Annotated in this window: 15 protein-coding genes; 7 read left to right on the top strand and 8 right to left on the bottom strand. The window is 73.2% G+C overall.

The genetic code is table 11. From position 1 onward, the window contains the following. On the bottom strand, positions 1-925 hold a 925-nt coding region (locus F1615_RS18320; protein WP_149550050.1), incomplete at its 3' end, for a maltotransferase domain-containing protein. Between the two features lie 806 nt (positions 926-1,731). Here F1615_RS18320 and F1615_RS18315 point away from each other — a divergent pair. Beyond that, the gene (locus F1615_RS18315; RefSeq protein ID WP_149550049.1) at positions 1,732-4,350 is read left to right on the top strand and encodes a glycosyltransferase family 1 protein; all 2,619 of its coding nucleotides are present in this window, start codon (positions 1,732-1,734) and stop codon (positions 4,348-4,350) included. A gap of 154 nt (positions 4,351-4,504) precedes the next feature. Here the strand turns inward: F1615_RS18315 and F1615_RS18310 are convergent, their stop codons facing one another. The 6 genes from F1615_RS18310 to F1615_RS18285 all read right to left on the bottom strand — a co-directional run bounded on the left by F1615_RS18310 (position 4,505) and on the right by F1615_RS18285 (position 14,845). Beyond that, on the bottom strand, positions 4,505-5,026 hold the full coding sequence (locus tag F1615_RS18310) for a DUF1990 family protein (RefSeq protein WP_149550048.1): 522 nt from the start codon (positions 5,024-5,026) through the stop codon (positions 4,505-4,507). A gap of 72 nt (positions 5,027-5,098) precedes the next feature. Next, a complete protein-coding gene (locus F1615_RS18305) occupies positions 5,099-7,144 on the bottom strand; it encodes a M4 family metallopeptidase (protein ID WP_149550047.1) in 2,046 nt (681 codons plus the stop codon). Positions 7,145-7,610: 466 nt separating this feature from the next. Continuing rightward, positions 7,611-9,374 (bottom strand): ABC transporter ATP-binding protein, encoded by a 1,764-nt coding sequence (locus F1615_RS18300; protein ID WP_149550046.1) that lies wholly within the window; start codon positions 9,372-9,374, stop codon positions 7,611-7,613. Further along, positions 9,371-11,092, bottom strand: coding sequence for an ABC transporter transmembrane domain-containing protein (locus F1615_RS18295; protein WP_149550045.1), 1,722 nt, complete (start codon positions 11,090-11,092; stop codon positions 9,371-9,373). The genes F1615_RS18300 and F1615_RS18295 overlap by 4 nt, the downstream gene beginning before the upstream one ends. A gap of 34 nt (positions 11,093-11,126) precedes the next feature. Next, the gene (locus tag F1615_RS18290) at positions 11,127-12,977 is read right to left on the bottom strand and encodes an ABC transporter ATP-binding protein (RefSeq protein ID WP_149550044.1); all 1,851 of its coding nucleotides are present in this window, start codon (positions 12,975-12,977) and stop codon (positions 11,127-11,129) included. After that, entirely contained in the window at positions 12,974-14,845 is a 1,872-nt protein-coding gene (locus F1615_RS18285; RefSeq protein WP_149550043.1) for an ABC transporter ATP-binding protein, read from the bottom strand. The genes F1615_RS18290 and F1615_RS18285 overlap by 4 nt, the downstream gene beginning before the upstream one ends. A gap of 197 nt (positions 14,846-15,042) precedes the next feature. On the opposite strand from F1615_RS18285, the gene F1615_RS18280 reads away from it, so the two are divergent. Genes F1615_RS18280 through F1615_RS18265 form a run of 4 tightly spaced genes read left to right on the top strand, consistent with a single transcriptional unit; the run spans position 15,043 to position 18,643 of the window. Next, positions 15,043-15,945, top strand: coding sequence for an ABC transporter ATP-binding protein (locus tag F1615_RS18280; protein WP_149550042.1), 903 nt, complete (start codon positions 15,043-15,045; stop codon positions 15,943-15,945). Then, a complete protein-coding gene (locus F1615_RS18275) occupies positions 15,942-16,691 on the top strand; it encodes an ABC transporter permease (protein ID WP_149550041.1) in 750 nt (249 codons plus the stop codon). Before F1615_RS18280 ends, F1615_RS18275 begins: the two co-directional genes overlap by 4 nt. 7 nt (positions 16,692-16,698) lie before the next feature. Further along, positions 16,699-18,009: a sensor histidine kinase gene (locus F1615_RS18270; protein ID WP_244328780.1), complete on the top strand. Its 1,311-nt coding sequence runs from the start codon at positions 16,699-16,701 to the stop codon at positions 18,007-18,009. Then, positions 17,999-18,643, top strand: a complete 645-nt coding sequence (locus F1615_RS18265) for a response regulator (RefSeq protein ID WP_149550040.1) — start codon at positions 17,999-18,001, stop codon at positions 18,641-18,643. Before F1615_RS18270 ends, F1615_RS18265 begins: the two co-directional genes overlap by 11 nt. Before the next feature lie 18 nt (positions 18,644-18,661). On the opposite strand, the gene glgX is transcribed toward F1615_RS18265, so the two are convergent. Continuing rightward, positions 18,662-20,917: a glycogen debranching protein GlgX gene (gene glgX, locus F1615_RS18260; protein WP_149550039.1), complete on the bottom strand. Its 2,256-nt coding sequence runs from the start codon at positions 20,915-20,917 to the stop codon at positions 18,662-18,664. A 187-nt stretch (positions 20,918-21,104) separates the two neighbouring features. Here glgX and F1615_RS18255 point away from each other — a divergent pair, with 187 nt between their 5' ends. Then, positions 21,105-22,331, top strand: coding sequence for a L,D-transpeptidase (locus F1615_RS18255; protein ID WP_149550038.1), 1,227 nt, complete (start codon positions 21,105-21,107; stop codon positions 22,329-22,331). Between the two features lie 159 nt (positions 22,332-22,490). Beyond that, positions 22,491-23,741, top strand: a complete 1,251-nt coding sequence (locus tag F1615_RS18250) for a L,D-transpeptidase (protein ID WP_208818347.1) — start codon at positions 22,491-22,493, stop codon at positions 23,739-23,741. Positions 23,742-23,802: the final 61 nt, after the last annotated feature.

Here is a 23,802-nt window from a genome sequence, read left to right as displayed (position 1 = left end):
CGGCGTTGAGGGTGTTGTTGGGGCCTTTGCGGAAGGTGGTGCCGATGGGGTGGATGGGCGGGAGGTAGACGACGTCGAAGCCCATCGCGGCGATCGCGGGCAGGCGGCGGGCGGCGGTGTCGAAGGTGCCGTGCGGCCGGGCGGGGGTGCCCTCGGAGCGGGGGAAGAACTCGTACCAGGAGCCGTACAGGGCCCGCTCCCGCTCGACCAGCAGCGGCAGCGGTTCACTGCTGGTGACCAGCTCCCGCAGTGGATGCGCGGCCAGCACCGCGTCCACCTCCGGCGTCAACGCCGCCGCCAGCCGGGACGCCGCCGGACGGCTCCCGTCGCGCAGGGCGTCCACGGCGGCGAGCAGAACGCCTCTCGGCTCGGAATCGGGCACTCCGGCCGCCGCACGCTCGTGCAGCCGGGCGCCCTCCTCGAGGACGACCTCGGTGTCCATGCCGGCCGGGATCTTGATCCGCGCGTGGTGCCGCCAGGTGGTGACCGGATCGCCCCACGCCTCCACGGTGTACGTCCACAGCCCGGGCTCCCCGGCGGTGACGGCCGCCCCCCACCGGTCCGTGCCGGGTGCCAGCTCCCGCATCGGCGTGAACGGCCCCGGACGCCCCCCGGGGTCCTTCAGCACCACGTTGGCGGCCACCGCGTCGTGCCCCTCCCGGAACACGGTGGCCGAGACCTCGAACGTCTCACCGGTCACCGCCTTCGCGGGCCGGCGCCCCTGCCGGACCATCGGGCGGACGTCGAGCACGGGTATGCGCCCCACGGCGGTCGGGGGACCGGCGGGGGGTGGCGCGGAGGACCGGGCGGGGGACGGTGGGGGTCCCGTCTCGGCGCGGCGGCCTGGAGGAGCCCCGGCTCCGCGGTCCACGGGCGCCGGGGCGCCGGGCGTCGGGGGTGATGACGAGTGGTGCTTGGCGGGCATGACCGCTCCTGTCCGCGTCAACGTGGGTGGGCGGATGACTGTGGGGAGGTGGGTCCTGCGGGGTTTCTGTGGGGTGTACCCGCAGGAGCCTTCCCACACTGTTCGGGTGGGCAATCCGGCACTTTGTTAACTACTCACGCGTATGTCGACACTCAAGACCGGCCCCGTCCGCGCGGCACGGGAGCCGGTCCCGAAGCCCCTCCCGTTGGCTCGTTCCCGCCGTGGCCGGATCGACTCCGGCCGGTCGGCGTCCGGCGTCCCGCGGGGGTGCCGCGCCGCACGCGAACCGGGCCCTCGCGACGTGCCGCCGTCCCGCACACCACCCCCTGAGCAGGGCGTTCGACGCTCGGGCCGGCGTCGTGCGGCGGTGCCCGGCGGATCCGGAGCCGCCGCTCAGGCCGGGAACGGGGACGCCGCCGGTGCGCTCGGGCCGGCGATCCACGCGCCGGCGCCCATGGCGGAGGCCGGGGTGACCGACACCCCCGCGACGACCGGACCGGGCGCCGAGCCACAGGGGGAAAAGGCCGGTTTCTTGTCCTGCCGGTGGACGCGCCGACCGCGCCGGACTGCCCACCGCCCACCCGCCGGCGAGCGGAGCGCGGCCGACGTGTTGCCGTTGCCCGCGGCGGCCGAACCGGATCACGGGTGAGGATCCGGCCATATCCGCATTGAGGTGAATCGTTTGGGTAACGGCAGGGAGGTACCCGAGTCCTCCGGCTTCCCGCGCGGACGGTGCCCGCGCCGGTACTGTCGGCAGCGATGCCCGGACGCACACCGCGTCTCTCACGAACGCGCCGAGGTGGCTTGTGAAGGCGATCCGTCGATTCACCGTCCGACCCGTGCTCCCCGAACCTCTCCGGCCCCTGAGCGATCTGGCCCGCAACCTGCGCTGGTCCTGGCACACCGGGACCCGTGACCTGTTCCGCTCCGTCGACCCCGAACGCTGGGCAGCCGCCGGCCGCGACCCCGTACGGCTGCTGGGCAGCGTGGCGACCGAGCGGCTCACTGAGCTGGCCGGGGACCGTGACTTCCTGAACCGTCTCGACGCGGTCACGGCCGATCTGCACACCTATATGACCGGTGACCGCTGGTACCAGGCCCAGACCGACCGCCTGCCCGCCGCCATCGCCTACTTCTCCCCGGAGTTCGGCATCACGGCCGCCCTGCCGCAGTACTCCGGCGGTCTGGGCATCCTGGCCGGCGACCATCTCAAGGCGGCCAGCGACCTCGGCGTCCCCCTCGTCGGCGTCGGCCTGCTCTACCGGCACGGCTACTTCCACCAGTCCCTGTCCCGGGACGGCTGGCAGCAGGAGCACTACCCCGTGCTCGACCCCAACGAGCTGCCCCTGGAGCAGCTCAAGGAGGCCGACGGCACCCCCGCCCAGATCACCCTCGCCCTGCCCGGCGACCGCTCGCTGCGCGCCCGGATCTGGGTGGCCCAGGTGGGCAGGATCCCGCTGCTCCTGCTGGACTCCGACGTCGAGGAGAACGACCTCGGCGAACGCGGTGTGACCGACCGGCTCTACGGCGGCGGCAGCGAGCACCGGCTGCTCCAGGAGATGCTGCTCGGCATAGGAGGGGTCCGGGCGGTGCGCACGTACTGCGGGCTCACCGGACACGCCGAACCCGAGGTGTTCCACACCAACGAGGGGCACGCCGGCTTCCTCGGCCTGGAGCGCATCGCCGAACTGCGCGCCCACGGGCTGGACTTCGACGCGGCGCTCGAGGCGGTCCGCGCGGGGACCGTGTTCACCACCCACACCCCCGTCCCGGCCGGCATCGACCGCTTCGACCGCGAACTGGTCGCCCGCCACTTCGGTCCGCACGCCGAGCTGCCGAACATGGAGGTCGACCGCATCCTCCGGCTGGGCATGGAGACCTACCCCGGCGGCGAGCCCAACCTGTTCAACATGGCCGTGATGGGCCTGCGTCTCGCACAGCGCGCCAACGGCGTCTCCCTGCTGCACGGCCACGTCAGCCGGGAGATGTTCTCCGGGCTCTGGCCCGGCTTCGACCCCGACGAGGTGCCGATCACCTCCGTGACCAACGGGGTGCACGCGCCCACCTGGGTCGCCCCCGAGGTGTTCCGGCTCGGCGCCCGGCAGATCGGTGCCCAGCGCGCCGAGGAGGCGCTGAGCGTCGGCGACTCCGACCGCTGGGACTCCGTTGCCGACATCGCCGACCAGGACATCTGGGACCTGCGGCGGTCCCTGCGCGAACTGCTGGTGCTGGAGGTGCGCGAGCGGCTGCGCGCCTCCTGGCGGCAGCGCGGCGCCGGGACGGCCGAGCTGGGCTGGATCGACGGGGTGCTCGACCCGGACGTGCTGACCATCGGCTTCGCCCGGCGCGTCCCGTCGTACAAGCGGCTGACGCTGATGCTGCGCGACCGGGACCGGCTGATGGAACTGCTGCTGCACCCCGAGCGGCCGGTGCAGATCGTGATCGCGGGCAAGGCGCACCCGGCGGACGACGGCGGCAAGCGGCTCATCCAGGAGCTCGTCCGGTTCGCCGACGACCCGCGCGTGCGGCACCGGATCGTGTTCCTGCCCGACTACGGCATGGCGATGGCGCAGAAGCTCTACCCCGGCTGCGACATCTGGCTGAACAACCCGCTCAGGCCGCTGGAGGCGTGCGGCACCAGCGGGATGAAGGCCGCGCTCAACGGCTGCCTCAACCTGTCCGTCCTCGACGGCTGGTGGGACGAGTGGTTCCAGCCCGACTTCGGCTGGGCCATCCCCACGGCGGACGGCGCGGGAACCGATCCGGACCGGCGCGACGACATAGAGGCCGCGGCGCTGTACGACCTGCTGGAGGAGCGGGTGACGCGGGCCTTCTACGAGCGGGGGCGGAGCGGGCTGCCGGACCGCTGGATCGAGATGGTGCGCCGGACGCTGAGCCTGCTCGGCCCGAAGGTGCTGGCCGGCCGCATGGTCCGGGAGTACGTCGAGCGCCTGTACGCGCCCGCCGCCCACGCGCACCGCGCGATGGACCCGGACTCCGCGCGGGCACTCGCCGCGTGGAAGGCGAGGGTGCGCGGCGCCTGGCACGGCGTGACCGTCGACCATGTCGAGACGTCCGTGACGGCGGCCACCGCGGAACTCGGCACCACGCTCGGGCTGCGGGTGCGGGTCGGCCTCGGCGACCTGAAGCCGGAGGACGTCGAGGTGCAGGCGGTCTCCGGGCGGGTGGACGAGGAGGACCGCATCACCGACGCGGCGGCCGTGCCGCTCAAACCGGCGGGCACGCCCGACCAGGAGGGCCGCTGGGTGTACGAGGGCCCGCTCTCCCTGGACCGTACCGGCCCCTTCGGCTACACGGTCCGCATTCTGCCCAGCCACCGACTGCTCGCCTCCGGCGCGGAGCTGGGCCTGCTGGCGGTGCCGTCGGAGGACGTGGTGGAGGCGGCGGGACTGCTGATGCGGTGACGCCGCCCCCGGCCGCCCGGCCCGCGGGCGGTCGTGCCTCCCCCAGTGCCCGAAGGGCCTGGGAGACACCCCCGGGGGCGGCCCGGGTGGGACCCGCCCCCGCGCCCGGTGAGCCCGTCCGCGGGCCGCGGAGGCCGCAGGTGCCCGGGGCGCGTCAGTCCGTCTCGACGCCCCGGGTGGCCAGGCGGCGCAGGACCTTGCCGCAGCGGCGGGCGTAGGCGTGCTGGAGGCCGCGGGTGGCCGGGCCGCCCGCACGGGAGTACCAGCGGGCGGGCCTGCTGAACGCTGCGACGGTCAGCCACACCGTTCCGTCGCCCGTGCGGTCCACCACGAAGGACTCCTCGCCGCTCTCCGGATGTCCGGCCAGCGTGCCGTACGCCCAGCCGGCCCTGCGGTGCTCCTCCACCGTCCACACCACCCGACAGGGCGCCCTGACCACCCCGGCGAGGGTGACGGTGACGTCGACGTCCGGTGCCGCCCGCTCGGCGGAGGTCTCGATGCCGACCCCCAGCTCCCGGTGCAGTTCCCAGGTGAGCAGCGCCTCCGCCGCCTGCCGGAATACCGCCTCGCCCTCGCCGAGCCGGGTGCGCACCTCCATGGGGTGGAAGCCGGGAGGGCAGAAACCGGGATCCCGGGTCGCGCCGACGTGGTCGTAGGTGAAGTCCGCCGAAGACATGGGACCCAAGAGTAGGGCGGCGCCCACGCCATGGAGAAAGGCGGGGCGCCGCTCGCGTCACTCGCTCCCGGTTTACGGGAAGGTGAGCTTCCAGCCGCTGATGTAGCCGGTGTCGTACCGCGCCACGTCCTGCACCCGCAGCTTCCAGGTGCCGTTGGCGGCCTCGGAGGAGGCGTTGACCGTGTAGGTCTCGTTGATGTTGTCCGCGGAGCCGCCGGTGCGGTTCCTCAGGTTGTAGACCGTGCCGTCCGGGGCCACCAGGTCGACGACCAGGTCACCGCTCCAGGTGTGCACGATGTCCACCGCGACCTGGAGGTTGGAGGGCGCGTTGCCCGTCCGCCCGGAGACCGTGATCGAGGAGGTCACCGCGGAGCCGGCGTCCGGGATCGACACGTCGGCGGTGTTCTCGAAGGACGTACCGCCACCGCCGCCGCCGCCGGAGCGCGTGCCCACGTTGATGCCCGCCCAGGCGTCCTGCACCGCCTTGTACTCGGCGCTGTCCGTGCCGTACAGCTCACCGGTCGCCGCCAGGGTGCCGGTGCGGGCGCCCGCGTAGTTGGTGGTGGAGGTGAACTTCGTGGTCAGCGCGCGGAACCAGATCTTCTCCGCCTTGGCGCGGCCGATGCCGGTGACCGGGAGGCCGTCCGAGGTGGGCGAGTTGTAGGTGACACCGTTGATGGTCTTGGTGCCGCTGCCCTCGCTCAGCAGGTAGAAGAAGTGGTTGGCGGGGCCGGACGAGTAGTGCACGTCGATCGAGCCGATGCCGGAGTACCAGCTGTCCTTGGACGCGCCGTCCTTGCTCGGCTTGTCCATGTAGCGCAGCGGCGTGCCGTCGCCGTTGATGTCGATCTCCTCGCCGATGAGGTAGTCACCGACGTCGGAGGAGTTGTTGGCGTAGAACTCGACCGTCGCGCCGAAGATGTCGCTGGTCGCCTCGTTGAGGCCGCCGGACTCGCCGCTGTAGTTGAGGCCGGCCGTGTTCGAGGTGAGACCGTGGGTCATCTCGTGCGCGGCCACGTCGATCGAGGTCAGCGGGTTGGCGTTGCCCGAGCCGTCGCCGTACGTCATGCAGAAGCAGCTGTCCGACCAGAACGCGTTGACGTAGTTGTTGCCGTAGTGGACCCGGGAGTAGGCGCCCACGCCGTCACCGCGGATGCCGCTGCGGCCGTGCACGTTCTTGTAGTAGTCCCAGGTCAGCGCGGCCCCGTAGTGGGCGTCGGCGGCGGCCGACTCCAGGTTGGACGGGCTGCCGTTGCCCCACACGTCGTCGGAGCCGGAGAACAGGGTGCCGGTGCCGGAGGTGCCGCGGTTGAGGTTGTACGTCTTGTGCCCGCCGCGCGCCCCGTCGGTGAGGTTGTACGACGACCCGGACTGCGTGGTCGTCAGGTCGACGGTGCCGCTGTAGACGGTGTGGCCGGTCCCGTTCTGCACGGCCTGCCACTCGTACAGCTTCTCGCCCGTGGTGGCGTCGGTGACGACGTGCAGCTCCTGCGGGGTGCCGTCGTGCTGGAGGCCGCCGACGACCGTCTCGTACGCCACGACCGGCTTGCCCCCGGCCGCCCAGATCACCTTGCGCGGGGCGCGGTCGACGTCGGCGCCCTTGGCCTCCTCGGCCTTCGCCGCGGACAGGGCCTGCTGCTCGGCCTCGGCGGCCGGCACCTTCGCGGTGGTGGTCGCGGGCTTCACCGCGGCCCGGGTGGCCTTCACGACGGAGTCGGCCTCGCCGGCCGTGTCTCCCTGGACGACCAGGTCGCCGCCGAGGACGGGCAGACCGTCGTAGGTGCGCTCGTAGCGGACGTGGACGGTGCCGTCGCGGTCCTTGAGGACGTCACGGACGACGAGCTTCTCCTTCGCGCCCAGACCGAGGTCCTTGGCGGTCTCCGCCTTGGTGGCGTTCGCCTCTCGGATCAGCGCGGCGCGCTGGGCGGGGGTGAGCCTGACCGACTCGGCACCCGGCTTCGCCTCGGCGGCGGCCGCCGGCGCCTGCTCGGGCGCGGCGGCGGCGCTGCCGGACTGCACGGCCGTGGCGATCAGCGCGGCCACCCCGGCGAGGGCGACGGCGGCGGCGCGGCGGTGCGCGGTGTGGGGGGTGCGTCTGTGGGACGACCTGGTTCTCAACGCTGACTCCTTCTGCGTGGCCGCGGGTCGCGCGGCCTGGGGAGACCGGTCGGCTGGTGAGCCGTCCGGGCAGAACGGAAGTGCTCTGAGCTGTGGCCGCCGCGCAACGGTGGGGTGACGCTGTGGGGTTGCTGTGGAGCGGCCGTGGGAAGAGTGGCAGGGGATCGCGGTTGCTGTCAGGAGCGCGTCAAAACATTGGCCGGAAATCGTTCGTTGTCCGGGAGTTCAGGTTCGGTATACGAACAGCCGGGGCGCGGTGCGGAAAGGCGACGGCCGGCCGCCCGCGGGGCCGGGACGCGTGACATCGACGAAACCGGGCCCCGCCCGCGGCCCGCGGAACGGCACGGGCCGCGGCGGTGACGCGCCGGCCGAGGCCCCCGGGGTGCCCGCCCCGTTCCGGCGCGCGCCGCCCCGCCGGCCACGGCCGGCGGCGACGACTCCTCCGCCCGGGCGCGCCCGGGGACGGCTACGGCGCGGTGGCGGGCCGGTCGCCGTGCCAGGAACGCCACAGCGCCGCGTACGCCCCGTCCGCGGCCACCAGTTCGTCGTGCGCGCCGAGTTCGGTCAGCCGGCCGTCCTCCATGACGGCCACACGGTCCGCGTCGTGCGCGGTGTGCAGCCGGTGGGCGACGGCGATGACCGTACGGCCCTCCAGGACGGCGGCCAGCGCACGCTCGGTGTGCCGGGCGGTCGCCGGATCGAGCAGGGCGGTGGCCTCGTCCAGGATCAGCGTGTGCGGGTCGGCCAGCACCACGCGCGCCAGCGCCAGTTGCTGCGCCTGCGGGCCGTCCGTGGCGTGGCCGCCCTCGCCCAGCTCCGTGTCCAGCCCCTCCGGCAGCTCCCGCACCCACGCCTCGGCGCCGACCACGGCCAGCGCGGCCCACAACTGCTCGTCCCCGGCGGCCGGTTCGGCGATCCGCAGATTGTCGCGGACCGAACCGAGGAACACGTGGTGCTCCTGGGTGACCAGCACCACCTGCCGCCGCAGCCGCTCCGGGTCGAGACCGGACACCGGCACCCCGCCCACGGTCACCGACCCCGCGGTCGGCGCGTCCACGCCCGCCAGCAGCCGGCTCAGCGTGGTCTTCCCCGCACCGGACGGCCCCACCATCGCCAGCCGCTCACCCGGTGTCACCGTCAGATCGACCCCGCGCAGCACCTCGCCGCCCCCCTCGTAGGCGTACCGCACGCCGGTCACGTCGATGCGGTCACCGGCCGGATCCGGGCTGTCGCCCCGCTCCGCCGTGCGCGGAGCCCGGGCCAGCCCCTCCACCCGGGCGAACGAGGCACCGCTGCTCTGCAACTGCTCCAGCCGCATCAGCACCTCGTCCAGCGGGCCGCTCAGCTGCAGCAGGTACAGGGAGGTCGCCACCACCGCCCCGAGGCTCACGGTGCCCTCGTGGTGCAGCCATCCGCCGAGCAGCAGCACCCCGGCCACCGGCACGATGTACGACACCTCGACCACCGGGAAGAACACCGTGCGCAGGAACAGCGTGTGGAACCGGGTGCGCCGGGAGGTGTCCAGCGCGTCCCGGCTCGCCCGGATCCGCCGCTCCTGAAGCCGGAAGGCCTCCACCGTGCGGGCCCCCGACGCCGTCGCCGCGACGATCTCCGCCACGTCCGAGTTCGCGGCGCCCTCGGCGAGATAGGCGTCGCGGGCCCGGCGCAGGTACCAGCGCAGCACGAGCCAGATCGGCGTCAGCCCGAGCAGCCCGAGGACCCCCAGCAGCGGGTCCACCACCAGCACCGCGACCATCACGAACAGCGACTGCACCGCGTTGACCAGCAGCGCGGGACCGGCGTCGCGCAGCGTCGTGCCCACGGCGGTCACGTCCGCCGTGCCCCGCGCCGTCAGGTCACCCGTGCCCGCCCGCTCCACCACCGACGACGGCAGCGCCAGCGCCCGGTCCACGAACCGCTCCCGCACCCGGGCCAGCGTCCGCTCCCCGAAGCGGTGCCCCACGTACCGGGCCCAGCGGGACAGCAGCAACTGCGTGACGGCGCACAGCAGGATCACCGGCGCCAGCCGGTCCACCACCGCCACGCCGCCCCCGCCGCGCACCTCGTCGATGATCCGCCCCAGCAGCCAGGGCCCGGCCAGTCCCGCCACGGCCGCCAGCCCGTTCAGCGCCAGTACGCCGGCGAAGGCCCGCCCGTCCGCCCGCACCAGTTCCGCGGCCGCCCGGCGCACATCGGAGGGCTCGGCGAGGGGAAGCCGCTCCCCGTTCATCCCACGACCTCCTCGGTGACGGTCTCGTCGGCGTCCCTCGCCACCAGCTCCCGGTAGGCGGGCTCCGTGTCGAGCAGTTCGCGGTGGCTTCCGGTCGCCACCACCTTGCCGTCGGCCAGGAAGTGCACCTGGTCGACCCGGTCGAGGACCAGCGGCGAGGTGGTGGCCAGCACGGTCGTGCGTCCCTCACGGGCCGCGCGCAGCCGGGCGGCGGCCGTCGCCTCGGTGTGCGCGTCGAGCGCCGAGGTCGGCTCGACGGCCAGCAGCACCTCCGGATCGGCCAGCAACGCCCGCGCCAGCCGCACCCGTTGCCGCTGACCGCCGGAGAGACTGCGCCCCTGCGCGGACACGGCCGAGCAGAGTCCGTCGGGCAGACCCTGCACGATGTCGTCGGCGGCGGCCGCGTGCAGCGCGTGCAGCACCTCCTCGTCGGACGGCTCCCCGCGACCGGCCACCACCTCCCGCAGCGGACCTGCGAACAGATCGGCCTCCGGGTCCGCGACCAGGATCCGCTCCCGCACCCGCGCGAGCGCGATCCCGTCCAGCCGGATTCCGCCCCAGGTCGCCTCCGACGGCGTGTAGCGCCCGAGCCGGTCCACCACGGCGAGCGCGTCGGCCGGGTGGGCGGCGGTGAGCGCGGTCAGCCGGCCCGGCAGCACCCGCACACCGGACTCCGGGTCGTACAGCACGGAGGGCCCGGCCGGCGCCTCGGCGGTGGCGTCGTCGGCCGGCGGCTCCAGCCGCAGCAGCGCCGCCACCCGCCGGGCGGCCACCACACCCCGGCTCAGCTGGTAGCCGCACTCGATGAGGAACATCACCGGCCACACCAGGACGGCGACATAGCCGTACACCGACACCAGCTCGCCCACGCTGATCTGCCCCTGCGCGGCCAGCCGCGCCGCGATCCAGGTCACCCCCGCGAGGAACAGCGCCGGCAGTCCCGCGGCGAGCGCCTGCATCCAGCTGGTCACCGCCCCGACGCGGTACCCCTGCTCCCGCAGCCGCCCCGAGTCGCGGCGGAACGCGTCGGCGACCAGGTTCTTCCCGCCGAGCCCGCTCAGCACCCGCAGCCCGCCCGCCAGATCACCGATCCGCGCGGTCAGCACGCCCTGCCGCTCCCGGTACTCCGTCTCCGTGCCCTGCAACCGCCCCGCCAGCGGCCCCACGGCGAGGCCGATGACCGGCACACCGAGCAGCACCACCACCGCCAGCAACGGCGACACCGACAGCAGCAGCCCCGCCACCACCGCGTAGGCCACGACCGCGCCGATCCCCGGCCCGACGGCCGTGAGCGACGTGGCGATCATCTGCACGTCGCCCACCCCGATGGTGACGACCTCCCCGGCCCCGGTCCGCCGCTCCAGCGAGGCACCCAGCCGCACCGTGTGCCCCACGACCACCTTCACCGTGCGGAAGTTGGCGTCCATCCGCACCCGCGTCATCGTGCGGTGCCGCATGATGCTCAGCCAGGAGTTGAACCCGTTCACCACGACCAGGGCCCCGGTCCAGAGCGCCAGCGCCCCCATGTCACCCGGCTCCAGACCGTCGTCCACCGCCCGTGACATCAGGTACGGCGTCGCCGCCAGCAGCACCATCCACACACTGCCGAACACCGCCCCCGCCGCACACCGCCCCGGCTGCCGCAGCACCAGCCACCACAGATACCGGGCCCCGCCCCGGCAGTCGGGCGTGCCGGGATCCTCGTACGCGTCGATCATCCGCTCGACCCTCCCCCTGTTCCCCGCCCGTCCCCTACGCGAGACTGTCCCGCCAGGCACGGTGCAGGTCCGCGAACCGGCCCGTGCGGTCGATGAGTTCGGCCGGGCTGCCGTCCTCGACGATGCGCCCGTGCTCCATGACCAGGACCCGGTCGGCGATCTCCACGGTCGACAGGCGGTGGGCGATCACCACCGCCGTACGTCCCTTCAGCACCGTCGCCATCGCGCGCTGCACCGCCCGTTCGCCGGGGATGTCCAGGGAGCTGGTCGCCTCGTCCAGGATGAGGACCGCCGGGTCGGCCAGCAACGCCCGTGCGAAGGCGACCAGTTGGCGCTGGCCCGCCGAGATGCGGCCGCCCCGCTTGCGCACGTCGGTGTCGTAGCCGTCGGGGAGGGCGGCGATGAAGTCGTGCGCGCCGATCTCCTTGGCCGCCTGCTCGATCTCCTCGCGTGTGGCGTCCGGCCGTCCGATCGCGATGTTCTCGGCGACCGTTCCGGAGAACAGGAACGCCTCCTGCGTCACCATCACCACCTCGCGCCGCAGATCGCGTCCCGTCAGGTCGCGCAGGTCAACGCCGTCGAGCAGCACCCGGCCGTCCGAGGGGTCGTAGAACCGGGCGAGCAGCTTGGCCAGTGTCGACTTGCCCGCGCCGGTCGAGCCGACGACCGCCACGGTCTGCCCGGCCGGGAGGGTGAGACCGAAGCGGGGGAGCACCTCGCCGCCGGTGCGGTAGGCGAACCGGACGTCGTCGAAGACGACGTCGCGGCCGGGGAGCCCGGCGCGCCGCCCGGGAAGCTCCCGGGGAGCCGGCGGCTCGGGGACGGAAGGGGTCTGCGCCAGCAGGCCGGCGATCTTCTCCAGCGAGGCCGCCGCCGACTGGTAGGAGTTGAGGAACATGCCCAGCCGGTCGATCGGGTCGTAGAGCCGTCGCAGGTACAGCACCGCCGCCGCCAGCACACCGAGCTCCAGCGACCCGTCCGCCACCCGGTGGGCACCCCACAGCACGATCAGCGCGACGGTGGTGTTGGCGGTGATCCGGGAGCCGACGACATAGCGGGCCATTTCCAGCAGCGCGTCGCCGTTGGTCCGCTCGTGCCGCCGGTTCAGCACCGCGAAGTCGGCGTCGTTCGCCGCCTCCCGGCGGAAGGCGCGCACCGGCCGGATCCCGTTCATCGTCTCGACGAACTTCACGATCACCGTGGCGATGGCCGTCGACCGCTTCCGGTACACCCGTCCCGCCCGCCGCCGGTACGACCGTACGAGCAGGTACAGCGGCACGAAGGACGCCACCGCCACCGCGCCGAGGCCCAGGTCCAGCCAGAGCAGCAGCACCGAGATGTAGACGGCCGACAGGACGACCATCACCAGTTCCTGCAGGCCCTCCTCCAGCAGCTCGCGCAGCGACTCGACGTCGGTGGTGGAGCGGGAGATGAGCCGGCCCGAGGTGTAGCGCTCGTGGAAGTCGACGCTGAGTTCCTGCGCGTGGCGGAAGATGCGGCCGCGCAGGTCGAGCAGCACGTCCTGGCTGACCCGGGCGGAGGCGTTGACGAACGCGTACTGCAGCGCGCCGGCCGCCGTCGCGCAGAGCAGGTAGCCCACCGCCACCGCGATCAGCGGCCCGTTGTCGTCGCCGCGGAACGCGGGTACGGCCCGGTCGATCGCGTACGCCACCAGCAGCGGGCCGGCCTGCACCGCGGCCTGCTGGAGCAGCAGCAACAGCGCGGTGACGGCGACCCTGCCCCGCATGGGCGCGAGCAGCGAACGCAGCAGCGTGCCGGTGGCGCCCGGGGGAGTGGGCAGCCGGTCCTGGTCGAAGGGGTCCCCGGACGCCGGCGCCCGGTCGTCGTCCTCGTCCCGGACGGGTGCGGTGGTGGCCGCCGTCATCGCTGGTCCTCCTGTTCCCCCGCCGGGGCGCCGGACATGAGGTGGGCGTACTCGGGGCTGGTGCGCAGCAGTTCGTGATGCGTGCCGACCGCGGTGATCCGGCCGCCCGAGAGCAGGGCGACCCGGTCGGCGAGCAGGACCGTGGACGGGCGGTGCGCCACGATGAGGGCCGTGGTGTCCGCGAGCACCCGGCGCAGGGCGGCCTCCACCGCCGCCTCGGTGTGCACGTCGAGCGCGGACAGGGGGTCGTCCAGGACCAGGAAGTCGGGGCGTCCGACCACGGCGCGGGCCAGCGCGAGCCGCTGCCGCTGCCCGCCGGAGAGGCTGAGTCCCTGCTCGCCGACCTGGGTGTCCACGCCCTGGGGCAGCGCGTGCGCGAAGTCGGCCTGCGCCACGGCGAGCGCCCGGCCGAGGTCCTCCTCGCCGGTTCCGCCGCCCATCAGCACGTTCTCCCCGACGCTCGCCGAGAAGAGGGTGGGTTCCTCGAAGGCGACGGCGACGCGGGAGCGCAGCTCCTCGCGGGACATCTCGGCGATGTCCGCGCCGTTGAGGGTGATGCGCCCCTCGGTGACCTCGTGCAGCCGGGGCACGAGTGCGGTGAGCGTGGTCTTGCCGCTGCCGGTGGCGCCGACGAGGGCGAGGGACTCACCGGGGCGGATGTGCAGATCGATGCGGTGCAGTACGGGCAGGGAGTCGGACGGGGCATCGGGATACCGGAAGCTGACGTTCTCGAACCGCAGCCCACTCGCGACTGCGGGCATCCGTGCCTCCCCCAGTGCCTGATGGGCCTGGGAGGTACCCCCATGGGCGGCACGGGTGGGCGCGGCGGCACCCCGCAGCGCCGGGCCGCGCGACGTCCCCCCGCGCACCCCCGACTCCGGTGCCGCGTCCATCACCTCGAAGTACCGTTCCGTGGCCGTCGCCGCCTCCTGGCTCATCGCCAGCAGGAACCCGATCGAGTCCACCGGCCAGCGCAGCGCCAGCGCCGTGGACAGGAACGCCACCAGCGTCCCCGCGGACAGCGACCCGTCCGCCACCTGCACGGCCCCCAGCACCAGCGCCGCCCCGATGGCGAGCTCGGGCAGCGTCACGATGACGCCCAGGATCGTCGCCAGCAGCCGCGCCTTGTGCAGCTCCGTCCCCCGCAGCCGCCCCGACAGCTCCCGGAACGCTTGCGCCTGACTGCGGTGCCGTCCGAAGCCCTTGATGATGCGGATGCCGAGCACGCTCTCCTCGACGACCGTCGTCAGATCGCCCACCTGGTCCTGCGCCCGCCGCGCCGCCCCGGAGTACCGCTTCTCGAAGACCACGCACGTGATCAGCACCGGCACGGCCGGCACCAGGATGACCAGCCCCAGCGTCCAGTCCTGCACCAGCATGATGATCACGCCGACAAGGATCGTCACGCCGTTGACCAGCAGGAACGTCAAAGGGAAGGCGAGGAACATCCGCAGCAGCATCAGATCCGTGGTGGCCCGGGACAGCAACTGCCCCGACGGCCACCGGTCGTGGAAGGCGACCGGAAGCCGCTGCAGGTGCCGGTACAGATCCGCCCGCATCTCCGCCTCGACGTGCGACAGCGGACGCGCCACCAGCCACCGCCGGAACCCGAACAGCAAGGCCTCCGCCAGCCCGAGCAGCAGCAGGTACAGCGCTCCCAGCCACACCCCCGCCGGATCCCGGTCGGCGATCGGGCCGTCCACCATCCACTTCAGGACGAGCGGGATGACAAGACCGATGCAGGAGGCGAGGATCGCGATGAGCGCGGCGGTGAACAACCGCGCCCGCACGGGCCGCACATACGGCCACAGCCGCAGCAGCGTACGCACGGCGGAGCGGGATTCCGGGGGAGAAGGTGTAGTGGGCATCAGCAGCGAGCCTACGGTTCACCACTGACACTGCCCACCGAGTTTCGGCCGGGCCGGCCTCGGCCGCTGGTCCTACGACCCGTGCCCACAAGGCGGCCCGCGGGGAGGGTCGTACACCCGGATCAGCCGATCGGCCGATGCCGGTCCGAGCGCACCGGCCGATGTGCCGGTGACCCCCGCACGGCGACGCTGAGGCCATGTCCGTCATCGACGTCACCGATCTGCGCAAGTCCTACGGAGGCCGTGCGGCCGTCGACGGTGTCTCCTTCACCGTCGAGGAGGGCGAGATCTTCGGGATCCTCGGCCCGAACGGAGCCGGGAAGACCACCACCGTGGAGTGTGTCGAGGGCCTGCGCGTCCCCGACGCGGGCCGCGTCCGCGTCACCGGCCTCGACCCCGTCGCCGACCACAGGGAGGTCACCCGCGTCCTCGGCGCCCAGCTCCAGCGGAGCGAGCTCCAGCCCGGACTCACCGTCCGCGAGGCCCTGGAGCTGTACGCCTCCTTCTACCCGCACCCCGCCGACTGGCGCCCGCTCGCCGAACGGCTCGGCCTCGCACCGAAGCTGACCACCCGGTTCGCCACACTGTCCGGCGGGCAGAGGCAGCGCCTGTTCATCGCGCTCGCCCTGATCGGCGACCCGCGGATCGTGGTGCTGGACGAACTCACCACCGGCCTCGACCCGCGCGCCCGCCGCGACACCTGGGAGCTCATCGAGGACATCCGCGCGGGCGGCGTCACCGTCCTCCTCGTCACCCACTTCATGGAGGAGGCGCAGCGCCTCTGCGACCGCGTCGCGGTGATCGACCAGGGGCGGGTCGCCGCCCTGGACACCCCGGCCGGACTGATCCGCCGCTCGGCGGGCGCCACCGTCATCAGTTTCACCCCGTCCGCACCGCTGGACGACCACGACCTCACCGCGCTGCCGGAGCTCGCGTCGGTCCGGCACAAGGACGGCCGTGTCACGCTGTCCGGCACCGACGCGACGGTCGACGCCGTCCTCACCCTCCTCGCCCGCTCCCGCGTCACCGCCCACCACCTGCGCGTCACCGACGCCACGCTGGACGACGCCTTCCTGGACCTCACGGAGGCCACGGCATGAGCACCGACGTCCTCGACACCGCCGTACTCAGGACCGAGATCCGCCTCTTCCGGCGCGAACCCGGCGGCATCTTCTGGATCCTGCTCTTCCCCACCCTGCTGCTGGTGATCCTGGGTTCCATCCCGGCCTTCCGCGAGCCCGAACCCTCCCTCGGCGGCCTGCGCCCGGTCGACGCCTATGTGCCGGTGGCCGTCCTCCTCGGGCTGATCGTCGGCGGGCTCCAGGCCATGCCGGTGACCCTCACCGGCTACCGGGAGACCGGCATCCTGCGCCGTATGTCCACGACACCGGTGCGTCCTGCCGCCCTGCTCACGGCGCAGATGCTGGTGTCCGGCGGTGCCGCGCTGCTCTCCGCCCCGGTCACCCTCGCGGCCGGCCGGCTCGCCTTCGACGTGACACTGCCCCGGCAGCCGTTCGGCTACCTCCTCGCGCTGCTGCTCGCCCTGCTCGGCTCCCTCGCCCTGGGGGCCGTGCTCTCCGCCCTGTCGCGCACCACGAAGACCGCCACCGCGGTCGGGTCGGCCGCGCTCTTTCCCGCGATGTTCTGCGCGGGCGTGTGGCTGCCGGTCGAGGCCATGCCGGACGTGCTGGCCGGCATCGTCGGCTGGACCCCGTTCGGGGCCGCCGCCCAGGCCCTGAACGAGGCCGCGGCGGGCGACTGGCCGGGCGGGCTCCACCTCGGGGTACTCGCGGCCTGGACGCTGCTGCTCACGGCGGCCGCCGCGCGCTGGTTCCGCTGGGAGTGAGGCCGCCATGACCCACACTGGTGCCATGGCGGACGTGGCGGGGGTGGAACAACGCTGGGCGGCCGTTCGTCGCTGGGGGCCGTACGCGATGCTGGGTGTCGGCACCGTGCTCACCACCGCGACCATGGACATCATCGGCATGAGCACGGCGGAGCGGTACGCCACCGTCGTGCTCGTCACGGCCGTCCTGCTGTGGCAACTGTGGTGGGACCGATGGTTCACCCGCACCCGGGCCGGCCGGACGCCGGTCTCCGCCTGCTACTACCTCGTACGCGCCGCCGCCGCCTTCGTCCTGAGCTGGCTGAACCCGTTCTTCGCCTTTCTCGCCGCCGTCGGCTACTTCGACGCCGACCGTCTGCTGCCGCCCCGGCTGCTGAAGACCGGCCTGCTCGTCACCGCCGTGACGGTCGCCGGTTCCCAGTCGGGCGGGTTTCCTCCGCGCGGGCCGCTCGGCTGGGGAGTGTTCGGCGCGCTGCTCTGCGTTCACCTCGGCATGATCGCCGTCTTCGGCCACCTCACCGCCCGCGAGGACGAACGCACCCGTACCCAGGCCGCGACCATCGCCGAACTCGAGCGCACCAACACGGCGTTGCAGCAGGCCCTCGACGAGAACGCCGCCCTGCACACCCAGCTCCTCGTCCAGGCGCGGGAGGCCGGCGTGGCCGACGAGCGCCGGCGGCTGGCAGCCGAGATCCACGACACCCTCGCCCAGGGCCTGACCGGCATCATCGCCCAGCTCCAGGTCGCGGCGAGCGCCCAGGACCCGGCGCTGAGCCGCACGCACATGGACCGGGCCCTCACCCTGGCCCGCGACAGCCTCGGCGAGGCCCGCCGCTCCGTGCACAACCTCTCCCCGGTCGCGCTCGCCGACGACAAACTGCCCGAGGCGCTGCGGAAGACCGTCACGGAGTGGGGCGAACGCACGGACGTGCGGGCCCGGTTCACCGTCACCGGCACCGCCGAGCCGCTGCACGACGAGGTGGCCGCCACGCTGCTGCGCATCGTCCAGGAGGCCCTGTCCAACGCCGCCCGCCACGCCGCCGCCACCCGGGTCGGTGTCACCCTGTCCTACATGGGCGACGAGGTCAGCGTCGACATCCGCGACGACGGCCGGGGTTTCGACCCGCTCGCCGTCCCCGCGCGCACCCTTCCCCCCGCCCGGCCCCGCCCGAGCGGGGGGACCCCCACCGGCGGCTTCGGCCTCGACGGCATGCGGGCCCGCGCCGAACGCATCGCCGGGTCGCTCGCGATCGAGTCCGAACCCGGCGCCGGCACGGCGGTCTCGGCTCGCGTACCGTTGGTCCGCCATGACCGGTGACGCCGTGATCTCCCTCCTCGTCGTCGACGACCATCCCGTCGTACGGGACGGTCTGCGCGGCATGTTCGACTCCGCGCCCGGATTCCGCGTCCTCGGTGAGGCGGCCGACGGCGTGGAGGCGCTGGAGCGGGCCGCCGCCCTCGACCCGGACGTGATCCTCATGGACCTGCGGATGCCGGGCGGGGGCGGGGTCGACGCCATCCGGGAACTGACCCGCCGGGGCACCCGCGCGCGGGTGCTGGTGCTGACCACGTACGACACCGACTCCGACACGATCCCCGCGATCGAGGCGGGTGCCACCGGCTACCTGCTGAAGGACGCGCCCCGCGAGGAACTGTTCACCGCCGTCCGCGCCGCGGCCCGGGGACGCACGGTGCTGTCCCCGGCCGTCGCCTCCCGCCTGGTCTCCGCCGTCCGCGCGCCCCGGACGCCCGGCAACGAGCCCCTCTCCGCCCGCGAGCGCGAGGTCCTGGTCCTGGTCGCCAGGGGCACCTCCAACCGCGAGATCGCCCGCGAGCTGTTCATCAGCGAGGCCACGGTCAAGACGCACCTCACCCACATCTTCGGCAAGCTCGGCGCCAGGGACCGCGCGGCGGCGGTGGCGGTGGCGTACGACCGGGGCATCCTCGGCTGACCCCGGCCCCGCCGGCGGTCAGGTCCGCACCCGCAGCAGCAGCACCGACCTGGCCGCAACCGTGACGCGTGTCCCCGCGCGGTGCTCCACGCCCGGTGCCCGGTCCTGCTCCTCCCGCGCGGTGTCCACGACCACCTCGTACCGCTCGGCCCACGGCGGGCCCGGCAGCTCGAACTCCACCGGAGCCTCCCCCGCGTGCAGGACGGCCAGGAAGCTGTCGTCGAGGATCTGCGCCCCCCGCTCGTCCCGTCCCGGGATGTCCCGCCCGGAGAGGTACATGCCGAGCGTGGCGGCCGGCGCGTACCAGTCGCCCTCCGTCATCTCCCGGCCGTGCGGGGTGAACCAGGCAAGGTCGCGCAGCCCGTCCGCGGAGTGTGCCCGGCCGGAGAAGAAGGCGCGGCGGCGCAGCACCGGGTGCCGGTGGCGCAGGGCGATCAGGCGGGAGGTCAGCTCGAGGACGGGCCGCCAGTCCGGGTCGTCCACCAGGGTCCAGTCCACCCAGCCGATCTCGTTGTCCTGGCAGTAGGCGTTGTTGTTGCCGCGCTGGGTGCGGCCCATCTCGTCGCCGGCGACCAGCATCGGCACACCCGTCGACAGCAGCAGCGTGGTCAGCAGGTTCCGCACCTGCCGCCGCCGCAGGTTCCGTACGTCCTCGTCCTCCGTCTCCCCCTCCGCGCCGCAGTTCCAGGACCGGTTGTCGTCCGTGCCGTCCCGGTTGCCCTCGCCGTTCGCCTCGTTGTGCTTGCGTCCGTACGACACCAGGTCGCGCAGGGTGAACCCGTCGTGCGCGGTGATGAAGTTGACCGAGGCGTACGGCCGCCGTCCGCCCCAGGCGTACAGGTCGCTCGACCCGGACAGCCGGTAACCCATCTCCCGCACGTCCGGCAGGGCGTGCCGCCAGTAGTCCCGCACGGTGTCGCGGTACCGGTCGTTCCACTCCGTCCACAGCGGGGGGAAGGCGCCCACCTGATAGCCCCCGGAGCCGACGTCCCACGGCTCCGCGATCAGCTTCACCCGGCGCAGCACCGGATCCTGCGCGATCACCGCGAGGAACGGGGAGAGCATGTCGACGTCGTGCATCGAGCGGGCCAGCGCCGCCGCCAGGTCGAAGCGGAAGCCGTCGACGCCCATCTCCGTCACCCAGTAGCGCAGGGAGTCCGTGATCAGCCGCAGCACGTGCGGCTGGACGACGTGCAGGGTGTTGCCGCAGCCGGTGTAGTCGGCGTACCTGCGCGCGTCGGGCTGGAGGCGGTAGTACCCGCGGTTGTCGATGCCCTTCAGGGAGAGCGTGGGGCCCAGTTCGCCCGCCTCGGCGGTGTGGTTGTAGACGACGTCGAGGATCACCTCGATACCGGCCGCGTGCAGGGCCCGTACCATCCGCTTGAACTCGCCGACCTGCTGCCCGGTCGTCCCGGAGGCGGCGTAGCCGGAGTGCGGGGCGAAGTAGCCGATCGAGTTGTAGCCCCAGTAGTTGCGCAGTCCCCGCCGCAGCAGGTGGTCCTCGTGCGCGAACTGGTGCACCGGCAGCAGTTCCACCGCCGTGACGCCCAGCTTCACCAGGTGCTCGACCGCCGCGGGGTGCGCGAGACCGGCGTAGGTGCCGCGCAGTTCCTCGGGGATGTCGGGGTGCCGCTGCGTGAAGCCCCTGACGTGCAGCTCGTAGATCACCGAGTCCGCCCACGGCGTCTTCGGCCGGTGGTCGTCCGCCCAGTCGTCGTCGTCGTGGACGACCACGCCCTTGGGGACGTACGGCGCGGAGTCCCGGTCGTCGCGCACGGTGTCCGCGACGTGCTGCTCGGGCCAGTCGCGGACGTGGCCGTACACCTCCGGCGGCAGACCGAAGTCCCCGTCCACCGCGCGGGCGTACGGATCCAGCAGCAACTTCGCCGGATTCCAGCGGGCGCCGGTCCACGGGTCCCAGCGGCCGTGCACCCGGTAGCCGTAACGCTGCCCGGGCAGCACACCCGGCAGGAAACCGTGCCAGATCCCGTGCGTCAGCTCGGTGAGCCGGGCTCGGCTCTCCCTGCCCCGCTCGTCGAACAGGCACAGCTCGACGCCCTCCGCACCGCCCGCCCACAACGCGAAGTTGGTCCCCGCCACGCCGTCCGGGCCGGTCCGGAACCGGGCGCCCAGCGGCGTCGGCCGGCCCGGACGCACGGGCACCGCGGGCCGGGGCGGCCGGGCCGGCCGCGCGCCGTTCACGACGGCGGCCGGGCCCCCGTCCCCGGTGGCCCGCTCCGAGGCCACCGCCTCCTGCTCGGCTGCGCTGGACACCTGTCAGCCTCCCGCGGCTCGTGGGGGACGGCGGCGGACAGGGGTGCACGGCCCGTTCGTCGGCCCTGCCGTGGCTCCCCGGCGCGTCGTCCTCCCACTGTTCTGCCCAGAGCGTGCCTCGCACTCACGTTTCCCCGGGGGGCGGCATGGTCGTTTCCCGGAGGCGAGGCCCGTCGTTGGGTACCCCGTGAGGCACGTACAAGGGCGCGCACGGCGCGCGAGGGCCGCGTTGGCCGTCGTAGTGACATGGGCAGGACTGCTGACCGGAGCCGCCGGGTGTACCGCGGACGGTCCCGTCGCCGGGGCGTTCGGGCCCCCGGGCCGCGGGGACGTCATCCGGGTGGTGCCGGACGACGGCAGCAAGGACGTACGCCCCGGCGCCCCGCTGCGGGTGCGGGTGCCGGACGGGCGGCTGGAGTCGGTGAGGGTCGTCGCGTCGCAGGACGCCCGGGAGTCGCCGGTCCCCGGGCGGATCTCCGCCGACGGGCTGACCTGGAAGCCCGACGACGAGCGGCTGGCGCTGGCCGCGAAGTACACCGTCGACGCGGTGGCCGTGGACGGCGAAGGCCGCCGTTCCGCCCGGCACACCACCTTCACCACGTATGTCCCGGAGGAACGCTTCATCGGCTACGTCGCCCCCGAGGACCGCTCCACCGTCGGCACCGGCATGATCGTCTCCCTGGAGTTCAACCGGAAGATCGCGCACCGCGCGGCCGTCGAACGCGCCGTCCGCGTCACCGCCCGCCCGGCCGTGGAGATCCGCCCGCACTGGTTCGGCGACTCCCGCCTGGACTTCCGCCCCGAGCGCTACTGGAAGCCGGGCACCGAGGTCACCGTCGACCTGGACCTGCGCGACGTCGAGGGAGCGCCCGGCGTCTACGGCCTCCAGCGGCGCACCTTCACCTTCACCGTCGGCCGCAGCCAGGTCTCGGTGGTGGACGCCGCCCGGCACACCATGCGGGTGCGGCGGGACGGCGAGCTGCTGACCACCGTGCCGATCACGGCGGGGGCGCGGAAGACGCCCACGTACAACGGCAAGATGGTGATCACCGAGATGCTCGAGGTCACCCGCATGAACAGCCGCACGGTCGGCTTCGGCGGCGAGTACGACATCCCCGACGTCCCGCACGCCATCCGCCTGACCAGCTCCGGCACGTTCCTGCACGGCAACTACTGGGCCGAGCCCGACGTCTTCGGCAGCAGCAACGTCAGCCACGGCTGTGTCGGCCTGCGCGACGTGAAGGGCGGCGGCGCGGACACCCCGGCGGGCTGGTTCTTCGACCGCAGCCTCGTCGGCGACGTCGTGGAGGTCGTCAACAGCAAGGACAAGAAGGTCGCCCCGGACAACGGCCTCGGCGGCTGGAACATGAACTGGGAGGAATGGAAGGCGGGCGGCGCGGTGAAGCGGCGCTGACGCCGGCCCTCGGGCGGACCGTTGAACTTGGAACGGAACGGTGACAAAACCGCCGCCTCGAACGCCTCTGGCCTGTGGTTACCATGCGCCGTGTGCGCGAGGGGCGCGCGGGGGCGCGGGTCCGGCCGACAGGGGCCGGGTCCGCCGAGGGGAGAACAAGTGAACGTGGGGCCGATATCGGGGGCTTCGGCCGGTGTGCGGGGGCGTGGCGGCAGGAAGCTCGCGGCGCTGGCACTCGGTGTGATGCTGGCGGTCACCGCCTGCGGCGGCGGATCGGAGTCGGGAGCCGGCTCGGGCGACGGCAAGGGCCGGGGGAAGGGCAAGGACTCCACCGCGGCCCAGAGCAAGCAGTCCGAGGCCGTCGTCAGCATCACGCCCGAGGACGGCGCCAAGTCCGTCGAGACCAGCGGCGCGCTGAAGGTGAGCGCGAGCAAGGGCAAGCTCACCGAGGTCGTCGTCAAGAACCCGGACGGCGACAGGATCGACGGGGAGATATCCGGCGACGGCGCCACCTGGACGCCGTCCACCCACCTGGCCGCCTCCACCGAGTACACGGTGCACGCGGTCGCGAAGGACTCCGAGGGCCGCACCGCCGCCGAGGACTCCGGCTTCACCACGCTGACACCGAAGAACACCTTCATCGGCACCTTCACGCCCGAGGACGGCTCCGAGGTCGGCGTCGGCATGCCGTTCTCGGTGCGTTTCACCCGGGGCATCACCAACCCCGGGGACGTCGAGAAGGCCATCCGCATCACCACCGAGCCGGCCGTCGAGGTCGAGGGCCACTGGTTCGGCAACGACCGCCTGGACTTCCGCCCCGAGAAGTACTGGAAGTCCGGCACCAAGGTCACCGTCGACCTCAACCTCGACGGCGTCGAGGGCCGTGACGGCGTCTACGGCGAGCAGGACAAGACCGTCTCCTTCACCATCGGCCGCGAGCAGGTCTCCGTCGTCGACGCCAAGAAGCTCACGATGAAGGTCGAGCGGGACGGCAAGGTCATCAAGACCATTCCGGTCACCACCGGCGCGCCCGGCTACGAGACCTGGAACGGCAAGATGGTCATCACCGAGAAGCTGACGGTGACCCGGATGAACGGTGACACGGTCGGCTACGGCGGCGAGTACGACATCAAGGACGTCCCGCACGCCATGCGCCTGTCCACCTCCGGCACCTTCATCCACGGCAACTACTGGGGCGGCGACGCCTTCGGCAACCGCAACGCCAGCCACGGCTGCGTCGGCCTGCGCGACGTCCGCGGCGGCTGGGACAAGGGGGCGCCGGCCGCCTGGTTCTTCAACAACTCCTTGATCGGCGACGTCGTGGAGGTCAGGAACTCCAACGACGCCACCATCGCCCCGGACAACGGCCTCAACGGCTGGAACATGTCCTGGGAGAAGTGGAAGGCGTAGCCCCACGCCGGAGGGACAGCCCTTCGGGACGACGTACGGCCCCGGTGTGCGAGGTACCGCA

The sequence above is a fragment of the Streptomyces marokkonensis genome (genome assembly GCF_008312835.1).
Taxonomy (GTDB): Bacteria; Actinomycetota; Actinomycetes; order Streptomycetales; family Streptomycetaceae; genus Streptomyces; species Streptomyces marokkonensis_A.
The sequence above is the reverse complement of the archived record's forward strand: the minus strand, read 5'-3'. Positions and strand labels throughout refer to the sequence as shown.